Source organism: Streptomyces sp. NPDC053076 (assembly GCF_044546845.1).
In the GTDB taxonomy this organism is placed as follows: domain Bacteria; phylum Actinomycetota; class Actinomycetes; order Streptomycetales; family Streptomycetaceae; genus Streptomyces.
Genome location: NZ_JBITZL010000002.1, coordinates 1302851 through 1317875, shown reverse-complemented (window position 1 = coordinate 1317875; position 15025 = coordinate 1302851). Strand labels below are relative to the sequence as shown.

The 15025-nt window shown below is 70.9% G+C and carries 15 protein-coding genes; 6 read left to right on the top strand and 9 right to left on the bottom strand.

The features are described from left to right. Nucleotides 1-7 precede the first annotated feature (7 nt). From ectB to thpD, 3 genes are read left to right on the top strand one after another with little or no spacing between them, the layout of a single operon-like run. A complete protein-coding gene (gene ectB, locus ACIGYR_RS13175) occupies nt 8-1279 on the top strand; it encodes a diaminobutyrate--2-oxoglutarate transaminase (RefSeq protein ID WP_399595135.1) in 1272 nt (423 codons plus the stop codon). Between the two features lie 34 nt (nt 1280-1313). Beyond that, on the top strand, nt 1314-1718 hold the full coding sequence (locus tag ACIGYR_RS13170) for an ectoine synthase (protein WP_399595138.1): 405 nt from the start codon (nt 1314-1316) through the stop codon (nt 1716-1718). Between the two features lie 15 nt (nt 1719-1733). Beyond that, nucleotides 1734-2621, top strand: coding sequence for an ectoine hydroxylase (gene thpD / locus ACIGYR_RS13165; protein WP_399595140.1), 888 nt, complete (start codon nt 1734-1736; stop codon nt 2619-2621). Between the two features lie 98 nt (nt 2622-2719). Here the strand turns inward: thpD and ACIGYR_RS13160 are convergent, their stop codons facing one another. The 5 genes from ACIGYR_RS13160 to ACIGYR_RS13140 all read right to left on the bottom strand — a co-directional run bounded on the left by ACIGYR_RS13160 (nt 2720) and on the right by ACIGYR_RS13140 (nt 7470). After that, nucleotides 2720-3778, bottom strand: a complete 1059-nt coding sequence (locus tag ACIGYR_RS13160; RefSeq protein ID WP_399595143.1) for an aminotransferase class V-fold PLP-dependent enzyme — start codon at nt 3776-3778, stop codon at nt 2720-2722. A gap of 95 nt (nt 3779-3873) precedes the next feature. Continuing rightward, complete coding sequence (locus ACIGYR_RS13155) at nt 3874-4593, bottom strand: DsbA family oxidoreductase (protein WP_399595145.1); 720 nt, start codon at nt 4591-4593, stop codon at nt 3874-3876. A gap of 75 nt (nt 4594-4668) precedes the next feature. Next, nucleotides 4669-5175, bottom strand: a complete 507-nt coding sequence (locus ACIGYR_RS13150) for a GNAT family N-acetyltransferase (protein WP_399595147.1) — start codon at nt 5173-5175, stop codon at nt 4669-4671. Between the two features lie 121 nt (nt 5176-5296). After that, nucleotides 5297-5905: a DUF1349 domain-containing protein gene (locus ACIGYR_RS13145; protein WP_399595149.1), complete on the bottom strand. Its 609-nt coding sequence runs from the start codon at nt 5903-5905 to the stop codon at nt 5297-5299. 35 nt (nt 5906-5940) lie between these two features. Then, the gene (locus tag ACIGYR_RS13140; RefSeq protein WP_399595150.1) at nt 5941-7470 is read right to left on the bottom strand and encodes an aldehyde dehydrogenase (NADP(+)); all 1530 of its coding nucleotides are present in this window, start codon (nt 7468-7470) and stop codon (nt 5941-5943) included. Between the two features lie 152 nt (nt 7471-7622). Between ACIGYR_RS13140 and ACIGYR_RS13135 the strand changes: the two genes are divergently transcribed. From ACIGYR_RS13135 to ACIGYR_RS13125, 3 genes are all read left to right on the top strand, one after another. Further along, on the top strand, nt 7623-8396 hold the full coding sequence (locus ACIGYR_RS13135) for an IclR family transcriptional regulator (RefSeq protein ID WP_391839526.1): 774 nt from the start codon (nt 7623-7625) through the stop codon (nt 8394-8396). A 25-nt stretch (nt 8397-8421) separates the two neighbouring features. Continuing rightward, nucleotides 8422-8907 (top strand): GNAT family N-acetyltransferase, encoded by a 486-nt coding sequence (locus tag ACIGYR_RS13130; RefSeq protein WP_399595153.1) that lies wholly within the window; start codon nt 8422-8424, stop codon nt 8905-8907. Nucleotides 8908-9141: 234 nt separating this feature from the next. Further along, nucleotides 9142-10596 (top strand): peptidoglycan D,D-transpeptidase FtsI family protein, encoded by a 1455-nt coding sequence (locus ACIGYR_RS13125; protein ID WP_399595157.1) that lies wholly within the window; start codon nt 9142-9144, stop codon nt 10594-10596. Nucleotides 10597-10714: 118 nt separating this feature from the next. On the opposite strand, the gene ACIGYR_RS13120 is transcribed toward ACIGYR_RS13125, so the two are convergent. The 4 genes from ACIGYR_RS13120 to ACIGYR_RS13105 all read right to left on the bottom strand — a co-directional run bounded on the left by ACIGYR_RS13120 (nt 10715) and on the right by ACIGYR_RS13105 (nt 14932). Next, the gene (locus tag ACIGYR_RS13120) at nt 10715-11512 is read right to left on the bottom strand and encodes an HAD family acid phosphatase (protein WP_399595160.1); all 798 of its coding nucleotides are present in this window, start codon (nt 11510-11512) and stop codon (nt 10715-10717) included. A gap of 137 nt (nt 11513-11649) precedes the next feature. Beyond that, on the bottom strand, nt 11650-13380 hold the full coding sequence (gene araD / locus ACIGYR_RS13115) for an L-arabinonate dehydratase (RefSeq protein ID WP_399595162.1): 1731 nt from the start codon (nt 13378-13380) through the stop codon (nt 11650-11652). Then, entirely contained in the window at nt 13368-14279 is a 912-nt protein-coding gene (locus ACIGYR_RS13110; RefSeq protein ID WP_399595164.1) for a dihydrodipicolinate synthase family protein, read from the bottom strand. Before ACIGYR_RS13110 ends, araD begins: the two co-directional genes overlap by 13 nt. Beyond that, the gene (locus ACIGYR_RS13105) at nt 14276-14932 is read right to left on the bottom strand and encodes a GntR family transcriptional regulator (protein WP_399595166.1); all 657 of its coding nucleotides are present in this window, start codon (nt 14930-14932) and stop codon (nt 14276-14278) included. The genes ACIGYR_RS13110 and ACIGYR_RS13105 overlap by 4 nt, the downstream gene beginning before the upstream one ends. Between the last annotated feature and the right edge of the window lie 93 nt (nt 14933-15025).

The following is a 15025-nucleotide window of genomic DNA, read 5'->3' as shown; positions in this document are numbered from 1 at the left end:
ATTCACAGTGACCATCACCCAGCCCGACCTGAGCGTGTTCGAGACCCTCGAGTCCGAGGTGCGCAGCTACTGCCGCGCCTGGCCCACGGTGTTCGACCGGGCGCAGGGCAGCCGGATGTACGACGAGGACGGCCATGCGTACCTGGACTTCTTCGCCGGTGCCGGTTCACTCAACTACGGGCACAACAACCCGGTACTGAAACGGGCGCTGATCGACTATCTGGAGCGGGACGGTGTCACGCACGGTCTGGACATGTCGACCACGGCGAAGCGGGCCTTCCTGAGGACGTTCCAGGACCTGGTGCTGCGTCCGCGGGATCTGCCGTACAAGGTCATGTTCCCGGGGCCGACGGGTACCAACGCGGTGGAGTCCGCGCTGAAGCTGGCGCGGAAGGTGAAGGGGCGCGAGGCGATCGTGTCGTTCACCAACGCCTTCCACGGGATGTCGCTCGGTTCGCTCGCGGTGACCGGCAACGCCTTCAAGCGGGCGGGTGCCGGTGTTCCGCTGGTACACGGAACGCCGATGCCGTTCGACAACTACTTCGACGGCCAGGTGCCGGACTTCCTGTGGTTCGAGCGGCTGCTGGAGGACCAGGGCTCCGGTCTGAACCGGCCCGCCGCGGTGATCGTGGAGACCGTGCAGGGTGAGGGCGGCATCAACGTCGCCCGGCCCGAATGGCTGCGTGCGCTGAAGGAGCTGTGCGAGCGGCAGGACATGCTGCTGATCGTCGACGACATCCAGATGGGCTGCGGCCGTACCGGTGCCTTCTTCTCCTTCGAGGAGGCGGGCATCACCCCGGACATCGTGACGGTGTCGAAGTCGATCAGCGGGTACGGCCTGCCGATGTCGCTGTGCCTGTTCAGGCCCGAGCTGGATGTGTGGGAGCCGGGCGAGCACAACGGCACCTTCCGCGGCAACAACCCCGCCTTCGTCACCGCCACCGCCGCCCTGGAGACCTACTGGACCGACGGCTCGGCCATGGAGAAGCAGACCCGCACCCGCGGCGAGCAGATCGAGCAGGCACTGATCTCCCTCACCGAGGAGAACCTCGCCGACGTGAAGGAATACCGCGGACGCGGGCTCGTGTGGGGCCTGGAGTTCCACGACAAGGAGCGGGCCTCGCGGGTCGCCCGGCGCGCCTTCGAACTCGGCCTTCTCATCGAGACGTCCGGCCCGGAGAGCGAGGTCGTCAAGCTGCTGCCCGCCCTCACCATCACCCCCGAGGAACTGGACGAGGGTCTCAGCATCCTCTCCCGCGCCGTCCGCGAAACCGTCTGAACCGCTCCGTACAGCAAGGAGGAGACACAGCACCGTGATCGTCCGATCGTTCAAGGACATCGAAGGCACCGACCGGCACGTCAAGGCGAAGTCCGGCACCTGGGAGAGCAAGCGCATAGTCCTCGCCAAGGAGCGGGTCGGCTTCTCCCTGCACGAGACCATCCTGTACGCCGGGACCGAGACGTCGATGTGGTACGCCAACCACGTCGAGGCCGTCGTCTGCACCAGGGGTGAGGCCGAACTCACCGACCAGGAGACCGGGAAGACGTACACCGTCACCCCCGGCACCATGTACCTCCTCGACGGGCACGAGCGCCACACGCTGCGCGTCAAGGAGGACTTCCACTGCATCTGCGTGTTCAACCCGCCGGTCACCGGACGGGAGGACCACGACGAGAACGGCGTCTACCCGCTGCTCACCGAGCCCGAGGAGGTGTGACATCCAGTGACCACCATGACCACTGTCACCGACCTGTACCCCACCCGCGGCGCCGCCGAGGTGACCGTCCCCCGCCAGGACCCGGTCGTCTGGGGCTCCCCGGACACACCGGGCCCGGTCCCGACGGCCGACCTCCAGGCGTACGAGCGGGACGGCTTCCTCGCCATCGACCAGCTGATCACCCCGGACGAGGTCGAGGTGTACCGGCGTGAGCTGGACCGGCTGGTCACCGACCCCGCGATCCGCGCCGACGAGCGCTCCATCGTGGAGCCGAAGTCGCAGGAGATCCGCTCGGTCTTCGAAGTGCACAGGATCAGCGAGGTGTTCGCGAACCTGGTGCGCGACGAGCGCGTGGTCGGCCGCGCCCGGCAGATCCTCGGCTCGGACGTGTACGTCCACCAGTCCCGGATCAACGTCAAGCCGGGCTTCGGCGCCAGCGGCTTCTACTGGCACTCGGACTTCGAGACCTGGCACGCCGAGGACGGCCTGCCGAACATGCGCACGGTGTCCGTCTCGATCGCGCTGACCGAGAACCTCGACACCAACGGCGGGCTCATGATCATGCCCGGCTCGCACAAGACGTTCCTCGGCTGCGCCGGGGAGACGCCGAAGGACAACTACAAGAAGTCCTTGCAGATGCAGGACGCGGGCACGCCGTCGGACAAGGCGCTGACGCAGTTCGCCGGCGAGCACGGCATCCGGCTGTTCACCGGCAAGGCCGGCTCGGCGACCTGGTTCGACTGCAACTGCATGCACGGCTCCGGCGACAACATCACGCCGTTCCCGCGCAGCAACGTCTTCATCGTGTTCAACAGCGTGGAGAACACCGCTGTGGAGCCGTTCGCGGCGCCGGTGCGCCGGCCGGACTTCATCGGGGCGAGGGATTTCACTCCCGTGCGATGAGCCGATTGACGTCAGGGACTTCACGCCGGTGAAGTGCCCCTGTGAGCCACCGGGCCGGGGCCTCCTCGTGTGGGACGGGAGGCCCCGGCCCGGTCATGTCAGGACAGGGCCGCCAGCAGACGGTCCACGTCCGCGGTGGTGTTGTAGAGGTGGAAGGCCGCGCGCAGATTGCCCGCGCGGTCGGAGACCTCGATGCCCGCCTCGCTCAGCTCGGGCTGCCGGGAGCCGAGTCCGGAGGCCGAGACGATCGCCGAGCCGGGGGCGGCCACCGGCTCGTGGCCGAGATCCGCGAGTCCCGCGCGGAACCGGTCGGCGAGCGCGAGGTCGTGGGCGTGGATCGCCGGTACGCCGAGTTCCTCGACGAGTTCGAGGGACCGGCGCAGGCCGGCGAAGGTGAACAGGGCGTGGGTGAGGTCGAACCGCCTGGCGGAGTGGGCGAGTTCGGCCACCGGGCCGTAGCAGCTGTCCCACGGCCGCTCCGCCGCGACCCAGCCCGCGAGCACCGGGGACAGTCCGCCGAAGTCCTCGGGAACGGTGAGGAAGGCCGCGCCGTGCGGCCCCAGCAGCCACTTGAAGGAGACGCTGGCGGTGAAGTCGTGGGCGTCGGCGTCCATGGGGAGCCAGCCGGCGGCCTGGGAGAAGTCCACGTAGGTGCGGGCACCGTGGGCACGGGCCGCCTCGCTCAGGGCGGCCAGGTCGGCGACCCGGCCGTCGGCGGACTGCGCGGCGCTGACCGCGACGAGCGCGGTGCCCGGCCGGACGGACTCGGCGATCCGCTCCAGCGGGACCGTGCGGACCTTGAGGTCGCCGCGGACGTGGAAGGGGTTGAGCACGGAGGTGAAGTCGTCCTCCGCGGTGAGCACTTCGGCGCCCGCGGGCAGCGAGGCCGCGATCACGCCGGTGTGGGCGGCGACCGAGGCGCCCGCGGCGACCCGCGTGGCCGGGACGCCGGCGAGCCGGGCGAACGCGGCCCGGCTCGCCTCCACGTCCTCGTACAGCGAGGTCAGCGGCCGGCCCTCGGCCCGCAGCAGGGCCGCCTCCTGGAGGGCGGCGACGGTGCGGGCCGGCAGCAGACCGTTGCTCGCGGTGTTGAGGTAGATGCTCTTCGGACGGAACTCGGCGCGGACGAGGCTGTCGAACGTCTCCGTGGTCTCCATGGGACCACTCTGCGTCCCGGGGAAGTACCCGTCCATTGCGATTTTTTACCCGGTTCTTCTTAGTGACGCTTATACAACCCCGCCGACCTGCGGTTTCAGCCGTGCTGCGGGACCGCGCACCCGTCCGGTCCGCAGGCGTCGGCGTCACCCTGGCCGACCAGCCGCAGCGGGGAGCGCTCGCCCCATGCCTGGGTCAGTGCCCGGGTGAAGACCTCGGCGGGCTGGGCGCCGGAGACGCCGAAGGCGCGGTCGAGGACGAAGAACGGGACACCGTTCGCGCCGAGCTGGGCGGCCTCCCGCTCGTCCGCGCGCACGGCCTCGGCGTAGGCGTCCGGGTCGGCGAGCACGGTGCGGACGGCCCCGGCGTCCAGTCCGGCCTCGACGGCCAGTTCCACCAGGCGTTCGTCGCCCTCGGTGAAGACGGACCGCTCCTCGGCGAAGTTGGCCCGGTAGAAGTTCTGGATCAGCTGGTCCTGCTTGCCGTGCTCCTTGGCGAGGTGCAGCAGGCGGTGCATGTCGAAGGTGTTGCCGTGGTCGCGGTCCCGGGTGCGGTAGTCCAGGCCCTCGGCGGCGGCCTGGGCGCCCAGGTTGTCCTCACCGGCCTGGGCCTGCGCCTCGCTCATGCCGTACTTCCTGGTCAGCATGGTGATCACCGGCTGGGCGTCGCCCTTGGCGCGGTCCGGGTCCAGCTCGAAGGAGCGGTGCACCACCTCGACCTCGTCGCGGTGCGGGAAGGCAGCGAGCGCCTTCTCGAAGCGGGCCTTGCCCACGTAGCACCAGGGGCAGGCGATGTCGCTCCAGATCTCGACGCGCATGTCTTCGGCTCTCTCCAGGTCGTACGGGCGCGGGGGCTCTCCCCGGCCGGTACGTGAACGTTCAAGCAGGCTGTCTCATTCCCGTGGCGGCACGGCGAAGGCCAGGAAGAGGTGATGGTCGCCCTCGGCGGGCGGGTTCTCAGGATCCGGGATCCAGCCCTGACGGGCGTAGAAGGACTGGGCACGCCGGTTGTCCACGTGCACGTCGAGGACGGCCGTGCGCCTGCCGTCCGCCCGCCACTGCGCCACGCAGGCCGAGTGCAGGGCCGTACCGATGCCGGCGCGCCAGTGACCGGGGTCGACGTGGAACTGGAACAGCTTGACCTGGTCGGCGGGTGCGCCGTCGGGGGTGCGGAAGGAGGCGATGCCGACGATCCGGCCGCGTTCGACGGCGCACAGCACCCGACCGTCGGTGCGTTCGATGGATCCGCGCCAGGCGTCCGTCCAGTCGACGTCGGCCTGCGGGACGCCGTCCGGGTAGTACGTCGAGCGGGCCCGGAAGTGCAGATCGGCGATGGTCCCGGCTTCGGCGGCCAGGGCGGTGCGGATCACGAGGGCGCCGTTCACACGATCACTGGTCATGCGAGGGAGGACGTGACGGCCGCGGCACCGGTTCCGTGCCTGCCGAACTGGCGCGGCAGGCGCTCGGCGCCGGGCCGGTGCCTGGTCGTCGGCGCGGCCCTGCTGACGGGGACGTCCGTCCTCAGCTGCCGTCTCGCAGGTCGCTCGGCCAGGCAGCCCTGAACTCGATGTGGTCGTACGTGACCACACACCCCTCCCCCAGCGGCGACTGGGTCATGAAGCCGACCAGCGCGGCACCCGTCTCCTTCTCCTCCCCCAGGGTGAAGAGCCGGACGAAGGTCCAGCGCTCGCCGTCCCGGGACGTGTGGAAGGCGAAGGCCCGTCCGGTCCGGCTGACCCGCAGCCACACCGAACTTCCCTCGACCGAGAACGAGTTGGCGTCGTCGGAGTGCCCCCGGGTGACCACCGTGCAGACGGTGGGCACGTCCGGGGAGTACTCCAGGCAGAGTTTGGCCCAGGCCCGCTCGCCGACGTGGACGTACAGCACACCGGCGTCGAACGCGGCCCGGAACCCCACGGTGACCCGCGCGATCAACTGGAAGTCGCCCTCGGGCGCCCCGAGCAGCCGGGGCGCGTCGGAAGCGGGTTCCAGCGCCTCCCCGGTGGGCGGCACGAACCGGTCCTGCCGGGGACCGGCCCATCCGGTGAGCACGCCGTCCTCGTGGGCCCAGTGGCCGTCGGGGCCGTACGTCCGCAGGGAGAAGGGCAGTTCGGGAAGGTCCACGTCCATCCTCCGATTGTCGCAGGGCACCCGGAGCCGCGACGCTACCGCTCCAGCACCCCGTTGAACCGCCGGGGAAGGCCCAGCGGGTTGTCGTCGCGGAGTTCCTGCGGCAGCAGTGCCTCCGGCGCGTTCTGGTACACCACCGGCCGCAGCCACCGCTCGATGGCCGTACCGCCCACAGAGGTGGACGTGGAGGTGGTCGCCGGGTACGGCCCCCCGTGGTGCTGGGCCGGTGCCACGGCGACCCCTGTCGGCCAGCCGTTCACCAGCACGCGGCCGGCCAGCGGGGTCAGTTCGGCGAGGAGTTCCGGGCCCCGGCCGTCGCCGGCGGCCTCTTCCGAGGAGAGCTGGACCGTCGCCGTGAGGTTGCCCGGCAGCCGGGACAGGACGGCCTTGGCCTCGTCCTCGTCGGCGTAGCGGGCCACCACGGTCACCGGCCCGAAGCACTCCTCCAGGAGCAGGTCGTAGGCGCCCTGCGCGGCCAGCTTCCGCGCCGGGACCGTCAGGAAGCCCGCGCTGACCGAGTGCTCGCCGCCCGCGCCCGGGGTGACCGGCGAGTCCACGTCCGGGAGCTGCGCGCGCTCGGCCACACCGGCGACGAAGTTGTCCCGCATCCGGTGGTCGAGCAGCACCCCGGCCTCGCTGTCGCTGACGGCGTCGGTCAGGGACTTCACCAGCCGGTCGCCGCCCGCGCCGGACGGCACCAGCACCAGGCCGGGCTTGACGCAGAACTGGCCGACACCGAGGGTCATCGACCCGGCGAGCCCGCCGCCGATCTCCTCGGCACGCTCGGCCGCGGCGGCCTCGGTCACCAGGACCGGGTTGAGCGAGCCCAGCTCCCCGTGGAACGGGATCGGCACCGGGCGCGCGGCGGCGGCGTCGAAGAGCGCCCGCCCGCCCCGTACCGAACCGGTGAAGCCGGCTGCGGCGACGAGCGGGTGCTCGATCAGCTCGACGCCCGCCTCGAAGCCGTGCACGAGGCCGACCACGCCCTCGGGGATGCCGTGCGCGGCGGCGGCCCGGCGCAGCACCTTGGCGACCAGCTCGGACAGGGCCGGGTGGTCGGGGTGGGCCTTGACGACGACCGGGCAGCCCGCGGCCAGCGCGCTCGCGGTGTCACCGCCGGCGACGGAGAAGGCGAAGGGAAAGTTGGAGGCGGAGTAGACGGCGACGACGCCGAGCGGCACCTTGTAGCGGCGCAGGTCCGGGACCGGCGGGGTCGCGGTGTCGTCGGGGTGGTCGACGACGACGTCGAGGAAGGCACCCTCGTCGACGATGCCGGCGAAGGCCCGCAACTGATACGTGGTGCGGGCGAGTTCGCCGGTCAGCCGGGCCGGGCCGAGCGCGGTCTCGGCGTCGGCCGTGTCGACCAGGACGTCCCGGGCCGCGTCCAGGCCCGCGGCGGCCGAGCGCAGGAAGGCCGCGCGGACCGTGCGGTCGGCCAGGGCGCCGCGCGTGGCGTGGGCCGCCCGGACGACGGCGTCCACCTCCTGGGCCGTGGCTTCCACCGCAACCTGTTCACGCTGCTTCCCGGTGCGCGGGTCGACACTCCAGACTGGTGCTGCTGCCACCGCGGGTCCCTCCCAGTTAAGGCCGCACTCTCTCGGACTATCCAGGTCACCCATCAGCCGCGTTCGATATACTGAACACTGTCTCTGATGATGAATACGCTGCTCGGAGACTATATAACTCAGATCCTCGTCGAACGAAGGGGTCAAGGGCGATGACGGCAGGCGACGCAGGGGGCGGGGCGCAGGTCAAGTCCGCGGTACGGACCGTTGAACTGCTCGAATACTTCGCCGGCCGGCCCGGCATGCACTCCCTCGCGGCCGTGCAGGAGGCGGTGGGCTATCCCAAGTCCAGCCTGTACATGCTGCTGCGCACGCTGGTGGAGCTGGGCTGGGTGGAGACGGACGCCACCGGCACGCGGTACGGCATCGGGGTGCGGGCGCTCCTCGTGGGAACGTCGTACATCGACGGCGACGAGGTGGTGGCCGCCGCCCGCCCGACCCTGGACCGGCTCTCCGACGACACCACGGAGACCATCCACCTGGCCCGGCTGGACGGCATCAATGTGGTCTACCTCGCCACCCGCCAGTCCCAGCACTATCTGCGCCCCTTCACCCGGGTCGGCCGCCGCCTGCCGGCCCACTCCACCTCCCTGGGCAAGGCCATACTGGCCAGCTACCCGGACGAGCAGGTGCGCAAGCTGCTGCCGGAGACGCTGCCCGCGCTCACCGAGCACACCATCACCGACCGGGAGAAGCTCATCGAGGAGCTGCACCAGGTCCGGGAGCAGGGCTTCGCCGTGGACCGCGAGGAGAACACGCTGGGCCTGCGCTGCTTCGGGGTGGCCATCCCGTACCGCACGCCCGCCCGGGACGCCATCAGCTGCTCGGTCCCGGTGGCCCGGCTGACCCCCGCCCACGAGCAGATGATCAAGGACGCGCTGTTCGACGCGCGCGACCGGCTGGCACTGGCGACGCGCAGGCTCTGAGCCCGCCGGTCGTAGGCTCGGCCCCATGGAGATCGTGCTGCGGGCCGTCCGGGACAGTGACCTGCCGGTGTTCCACCGCCAGATGACCGACCCGGAGGCCGTCCGGATGGCCGCGTTCGGCCCCGGGGGCCTGTGCGGCCCGGAGACGTTCGCGGCCTACTGGCAGCGCCTGCGCGACACCTCCGACGTGCTGCGCACGGTCCTGGCCGACGGGACCGTGGCCGGGAACGCCGCGGTCTACGGAGCGGCCGGCGAGCGCGAGGTGACGTACTGGATCGACCGCGCGTACTGGGGCCGGGGCGTGGCGACGGCCGCGCTGCGGGCGCTGCTCGCCGAGGTACCCGAACGGCCGCTGTACGCACGGGCGGCGGCCGACAACACGGCCTCGCTGCGCGTGCTGGAGAAGTGCGGGTTCCGGGAGACCGCCCGGGCCCGGGGGTTCGCGAACGGGCGGGGGCGGGAGATCGACGAGGTCGTCCTGATCCTGGAGAGCCGAGCCGGACAGCGGTAGGACCGAGGAGCGGTAGGACCGAGGAGCGGTGGGACCGAGGAGCGGTGGGCCGGACAACGAGACCCGCGCCGAACCTCGTGACCGCGTTCCTCCTTGTCCCTCCCCGCCCCCGGCGACCCGTGCGCCGCCCCGGTCCGACCGGAGGAAGCGGTATCAGGCCGGTTTCCTGAACGCCGGATGAGAAAGCCGGTCGCAGAGGAACGATCACCCCCTCTCGATCGTCTTCCGAGCGGGATGAACAAGACGATCAGGCGGGCGTCCGTCTTCGCGCTGCTGCTCGTGCTCACCCTGCTGGTCAGGGCGACGTGGGTGCAGTTCTACGGCGGCAAGGCCCTCGCAGAAGACAACCACAACCGGCGGAACGCGATCGAGACGTACTCGGAGCCGCTCGGGAACATCATCGTGGGCGGGAACGCCATCACCGGTTCCGCTCGGACGAAGGGCGGCGACCTCGCGTACAAGCGGACGTACAAGGACGGCAAGCTGTACGCGGCGGTGACCGGCTACGCCTCGCAGGCCTACGCGCCCACGCAACTCGAGGGCATTTACACGGACCTGCTCAACGGCACGGACACCCGTCTGAAGACGGTGATGGACACCGTCACGGACCGGCGCGCCGATCCGGGCAACGTGCTCACGACGATCGACCCGGGCGTGCAGAAGGCGGGGTACCGGGCGCTCGGCGGCACGAAGGGCGCGGCCGTGGCGATCGACCCCAGGACCGGCAAGATCCTCGCGGTGGTGTCGACCCCGGCTTATGACCCCTCGTCGCTCACCGACGCTTACTCGGCCGGGTCGGCGTGGAAGGCGCTCAACGCGGACAAGGAGAAGCCGCTGACCAACCGCGCGCTGCGGCAGCCGCTGCCGCCGGGCTCGACGTTCAAGCTGGTCGTGGCGGCGGCCGCGCTGGAGGACGGGCTCTACGAGAACGTGGACCAGCCCACCGACAGCCCGGATCCCTACATCATGCCGGGCACGGTGCGCGAGCTGCCGAACGAGAGCAAGTCGGCGCCCTGCAAGAACGCCTCGATCCGGGTCGCCCTGCGGTACTCCTGCAACAACGTCTTCGGTCATATGGCCGTCGAGCTCGGGCAGGACAAGGTGAGGGCGATGGCCGAGAAGTTCGGCTTCAACGACCGGACGCAGGACGTGCCGGTGCGGGCGTACCCGAGCGTCTACCCCTCCGACATGGACAAGGCGCAGACCGCGCTGTCCGGCATCGGCCAGTTCGACGTCACCGCGACCCCGCTCCAGATGGCCATGGTGTCCGCGGCCATAGCCAACGGCGGCAAGCTGGTCTCGCCGCACATGGTGTCGCAGATCACCGACAGTGGTGGTGAGGTGTTGGAGGACCTGGACGACAGCGCCGGCACCGAGGAGATCATCAGCTCCGCCACCGCCGAGCAGCTCCAGTCGGCGATGGAGACGGTGGTGAAGGACGGCACCGGTACGAACGCGCTGATCGACGGGGTGACCGTCGGCGGGAAGACCGGTACCGCGCAGCACGGCGAGAACAACAGCAAGACGCCGTACGCGTGGTTCACCTCCTACGGCAAGTCCGACGGCAACGGCAAGGAAGTGGCTGTCGCCGTGATGGTGGAGCAGTCGGACGCGGCTCGGTCGGAGGTCAGCGGCAACGGTCTGGCGGCGCCGGTGGCCAAGGCGATGATGGAAGCGGCTCTGAAGTGACCCCCGCTGCACACCGGGCGCCCGCTTGGCCGGGTGATCGACCGCGCGGTCGCCGGCGGCCCTGACGGTGTGCAGGCGACCGCGTACGAGCGGCCGCCTGCCGCCTGCCCGGGTGGGCTCAGCTGACGAAGTACGTCGGGTTCGGCAGCTTGTACGTACGGTCGGCGTGGCCGCCGTCCAGGTCCGAGTACTGGTCGCCGAAGTCGGCGATGATCTCGTAGCCGAGGTCGCGCTCGATGTGCTTGCGCGTCCCGGACTTGTACTGCACCGTCGTGCAGTTCCAGGTGCCCGGGGTGGCGCAGTCCTTCAGGTAGGCCGGCGGGTCGGCCTTGTCCTTGAGGAACATGTGGCCGGCGTCGAGGTTCACATCGGCGCCGACCTTCTTCAGGTTCTCGACCGCGCCGGCGCGCTGGGCCTCGCTCAGACCGGAGTTGTAGAAGACCTCGACACCCTTGGACTCGGCGTACCGCACGAGTTCCGGGCTGCCGAAGACGGCCGGCCGGTCCGCCTTGTTCACGTAGTCGTTCCACGTGGTGGCGTTGTACGTGTAGTTGTAGCGCTTCTCGTAGTCGAGGCTGAGCAGCAGCGTGTCGTCGATGTCGAAGACGACGGCCGGCTTCTCGCCCCGGTGGTGCGCCTTGCGGGCGGCCTTGTCGATGTAGCGCCTGGCGTCGGCGTCGAGGCGCGCCAGGTCCTTGGCGTACGGGCTGTCCGGGGACGCCTGGTAGACGCCGTCGCTGTCGGCGGTGGTGCCGTAGTAGGTGTCGATGTCCTTCACCAGGAGCCCGATGTTGTACGGCTCGTGGGTGGAGTTCGCCGTCGACTGACCGGCGGTGGCCGCGCCCGCGCCGTACAGCGCCGCACCGGCGACGGCACAGGCGGCACCGGCCGCGACCGCCTTGAGGGACTTCCGCATGGATTCTCCGGATCTGATGGATGAGAGTCGATGGAGCAGGTCAGAGTTTGTCTACGCGCATCACACCAGGATCGCGAGGGCTGTTATCCGATCGATACACCCAACGCGCCTGCCCAGCAGGGAGCGTGAGGTGCGGTTCACCCCGTGTAGGGGTCCGGCACCGTGCCCGGCCGCGCGAGGAACTCGAAGTCGCAGCCGGTGTCCGCCTGGGTCACCTGCTCGCTGTAGAGCGCGCCGAACCCCCGCTCGTACCGTGCCGGCGGCGGTGTCCACTCCGCCCTGCGGCGCGCCAGCTCCTCGTCGTCCACGTCGAGCCGGAGGGTGCGCGCCCGGACGTCGAGCGTGATGAGGTCTCCGTCGCGGACGAGGGCCAGCGGACCGCCGACGTAGGACTCGGGTGCCACGTGCAGCACGCACGCGCCGTAACTCGTGCCGCTCATCCGGGCGTCGGAGATGCGCACCATGTCCCGCACGCCCTGCTTCAGCAGGTGGTCCGGGATCGGCAGCATGCCGTACTCGGGCATGCCCGGGCCGCCCTTGGGACCCGCGCCCCGCAGCACCAGCACGCTGTCGGCGGTGATGCCGAGCGCCGGGTCGTCGATGGTGCGCTGCATGGTCCGGTAGTCGTCGAAGACGACGGCGGGGCCGGTGTGCGTCAGCAGATGGGGCTCGGCGGCGATGTGCTTGATGACCGCACCGTCCGGGCAGAGGTTGCCGCGCAGCACCGCGACCCCGCCCTCGCTCGCGACCGGGTTGTCCCGGGGCCGGATGACGTCGTCGTCGTGGACCCGGGCGCCTTCCAGCTGCTCGCGCAGGGTGTCGTACGAGACCGTCGGCCGGTCCAGGTGGAGCAGGTCGGGGATCCGGGAGAGGAAGCCCGGCAGGCCGCCCGCGAAGTGGAAGTCCTCCATCAGGTACCGCTGTCCGCCGGGGCGGACGTCGGCCAGGACCGGGACCGTGCGGGCGATGCGGTCGAAGTCGTCCAGGGTGAGCCGTACGCCCGCCCGGCCGGCCATGGCGATCAGGTGGATCACGGCGTTGGTGGAGCCGCCGAGGCCGAGCACGGTGGTGACGGCGTCCTCGAAGGACTCCCGGGTGAGGACGTCGGACAGCTTCCGGTCCCGGTGGACCAGTTCGACGACGGTCAGGCCCGCTCGCGCGGCCATCCGGTCGTGCCCGGAGTCCACCGCCGGGATGCTGGACGCGCCCGGCACGGTCACCCCGAGGGCCTCGGCCGCGGCGGTGAGCGTGGACGCCGTGCCCATCGTCATGCAGTGGCCGGGCGAACGGGCCAGCCCGCTCTCCAGCTCGGCCATCTCGCAGTCACCGATGAGGCCGGCCCGCTTGTCGTCCCAGTACTTCCACATGTCGGTGCCGGAGCCGAGGACTTCGCCGCGCCAGTGCCCGGGCAGCATGGGGCCCGCGGGCACGAAGACGGCGGGCAGGTCGACGGAGGCGGCGCCCATCAACAGCGCGGGCGTGGACTTGTCGCAGCCGCCCATGAGCACCGCCCCGTCCACCGGGTACGAGCGCAGCAGTTCCTCGGTCTCCATCGCGAGCAGGTTGCGGTACAGCATGGGGGTCGGCTTCTGGAACGTCTCGCTGAGGGTGGAGACCGGGAATTCGAGCGGGAAGCCGCCCGCCTGCCACACCCCCCGCTTGACGGCCTGGGCGCGGTCGCGCAGATGGACATGGCAGGGGTTGATGTCGGACCAGGTGTTGAGGATGGCGATGACCGGCTTGCCGAGGTGCTCCTCGGGCAGGTAGCCGAGCTGGCGGGTACGCGCGCGGTGACTGAAGGAACGCAGGCCGTCGGTGCCGTACCACTGGTGGCTTCTGAGCTGCTCCGGCCGCTTCATGCGGGCCATCCCGCGGCGATGGCGGCGACCTCGGCGCGCTCGTCCTCGGGCAGCGGCCTGCTCGGCGGGCGGACGTCCCGGCGGCACAGCCCGAGGGAGGCGAGGGCCTCCTTGACGACGGTGACGTTGTCGGCGCTGCCGCGCGCGGCACGCAGTTCCTCGAAGCGGCGGATCCGCTCCCAGACCTTCATGGCGGCCGGGTAGTCACCGGATCGGAGCGCCTCCCTCATGTCGAGCGAGACGGCCGGGGCGACGTTCACCAGCCCGGAGGTGAAACCGGTGGCGCCCGCGGAGAAGTAGGAGGGCGCGTAGGGTTCGGCGAGGCCGGCCACCCACACGAAGCGGTCCAGGCCGGCGTCCCGGGCGAAGGCCGCGAACCGGGTGGCGTCCGGCACGGCGTACTTCACGCCGATGACGTTCGGGCAGTGGCCGGCGAGTTCGGCGAGACGGGCGCCGGGCAGCCGGTCGTCGCGGAGGTACGGCACCACACCCAGTCCGGGGACGGCTTCGGCGATCGCACGGTGGTAGTCGACCCAGCCGGCCGCCGAGACATAGGGGTGCACCGGCTGGTGGATCATGATCATCCCGGCGCCGAGGTCGCGGGCGTGCCGGGCGGAGGCGATCGCGGTGGGCAGGTCGTGGCCCACGCCGGCCAGGATCGTGGCGCGGTCGCCGGCCTCGTCCACGGTCGTCTCGGCGACCAGGCGGCGCTCCTCGGGGGTGAGGGCGTAGAACTCGCCGGTGTTGCCGTTCGGGGTGAGGGTGCTGATGCCGCCGTCGAGCAGGCGCCGCAGCAGGGTCCGGTGGGCGCCGGTGTCGACGGAGCCGTCCGCGGCGAAGGGGGTCACCGGAATGGCCACCACGTCGGCCAGGGCGGCCCGTTGGGTCTCGAACGGCACGCTGCTCATCGCTCGTCTTCCACGGGGAGGGACTCGGGGAACGCACGGCGTACGAAGGACGCGATGTGGGCGTGCAGGGCACCGGCGGCGCCGTCCGCGTCACCGTCCGCCGCCAGGCGCAGGATCTCCCGGTGCTCGGCCGCCTCCCGCTCCCAGGAGGGGTCGGCGGCCCAGGCGACGGTGGAGACGAGGGCGGCCTGGTCACGGACCTCGTCCAGCATCCGGCCGAGCAGCGGGTTGCCGCACGGCAGGTACAGGGCGCGGTGGAACTCCCGGTTGGCGAGGGAGCGTTCGGCGGTGTCGGTGACGTCGTCGGCTCGGGTCAGCGCGTCGCGGGCGGCGTCGAGGCAGGCCCCGCGCCGGACGGCTCTGCGCAGGGCCTCGGGTTCGAGCAGCAGCCGCACGTCGTAGACCTCCCGCGCCATGTCCGCGTCCACCATGCGCACCGTGACGCCCTTGTACTGGCTCATCACGACCAGTCCGGTCCCGGCGAGGGTCTTCAGCGCCTCCCGCACCGGGGTCTTGGAGACCCCGAACTGCGCGGCCAGCTCGGTCTCGACCAGGGCCTGACCGGGCGTCAGCCGACCGGTGAGGATGCGGTGTCTGATCGCGTCCAGCACGTACTGCGTGCGGGACGGGATCGGTGTGGGCACAGAGGTCATGCGGCCCTCTCGGATCTCACATATCGCGTCTCATATATGACGTATGAAGTACGACGCGTTGAAGGTAGGAGGGGGCGCGTCTTTCGTCAATGC

Coding starts and splice junctions, on each gene's coding strand:
- thpD (WP_399595140.1), top strand. CDS start 1,734: ATGACCACTGTCACCGACCTGTACCCCACCCGCGGCGCCGCCGAGGTG.
- ACIGYR_RS13160 (WP_399595143.1), bottom strand. CDS start 3,778: ATGGAGACCACGGAGACGTTCGACAGCCTCGTCCGCGCCGAGTTCCGT.
- ACIGYR_RS13155 (WP_399595145.1), bottom strand. CDS start 4,593: ATGCGCGTCGAGATCTGGAGCGACATCGCCTGCCCCTGGTGCTACGTG.
- ACIGYR_RS13150 (WP_399595147.1), bottom strand. CDS start 5,175: ATGACCAGTGATCGTGTGAACGGCGCCCTCGTGATCCGCACCGCCCTG.
- ACIGYR_RS13145 (WP_399595149.1), bottom strand. CDS start 5,905: ATGGACGTGGACCTTCCCGAACTGCCCTTCTCCCTGCGGACGTACGGC.
- ACIGYR_RS13135 (WP_391839526.1), top strand. CDS start 7,623: ATGACGGCAGGCGACGCAGGGGGCGGGGCGCAGGTCAAGTCCGCGGTA.
- ACIGYR_RS13130 (WP_399595153.1), top strand. CDS start 8,422: ATGGAGATCGTGCTGCGGGCCGTCCGGGACAGTGACCTGCCGGTGTTC.
- ACIGYR_RS13125 (WP_399595157.1), top strand. CDS start 9,142: ATGAACAAGACGATCAGGCGGGCGTCCGTCTTCGCGCTGCTGCTCGTG.
- ACIGYR_RS13120 (WP_399595160.1), bottom strand. CDS start 11,512: ATGCGGAAGTCCCTCAAGGCGGTCGCGGCCGGTGCCGCCTGTGCCGTC.
- araD (WP_399595162.1), bottom strand. CDS start 13,380: ATGGCCCGCATGAAGCGGCCGGAGCAGCTCAGAAGCCACCAGTGGTAC.
- ACIGYR_RS13110 (WP_399595164.1), bottom strand. CDS start 14,279: ATGAGCAGCGTGCCGTTCGAGACCCAACGGGCCGCCCTGGCCGACGTG.
- ACIGYR_RS13105 (WP_399595166.1), bottom strand. CDS start 14,932: ATGACCTCTGTGCCCACACCGATCCCGTCCCGCACGCAGTACGTGCTG.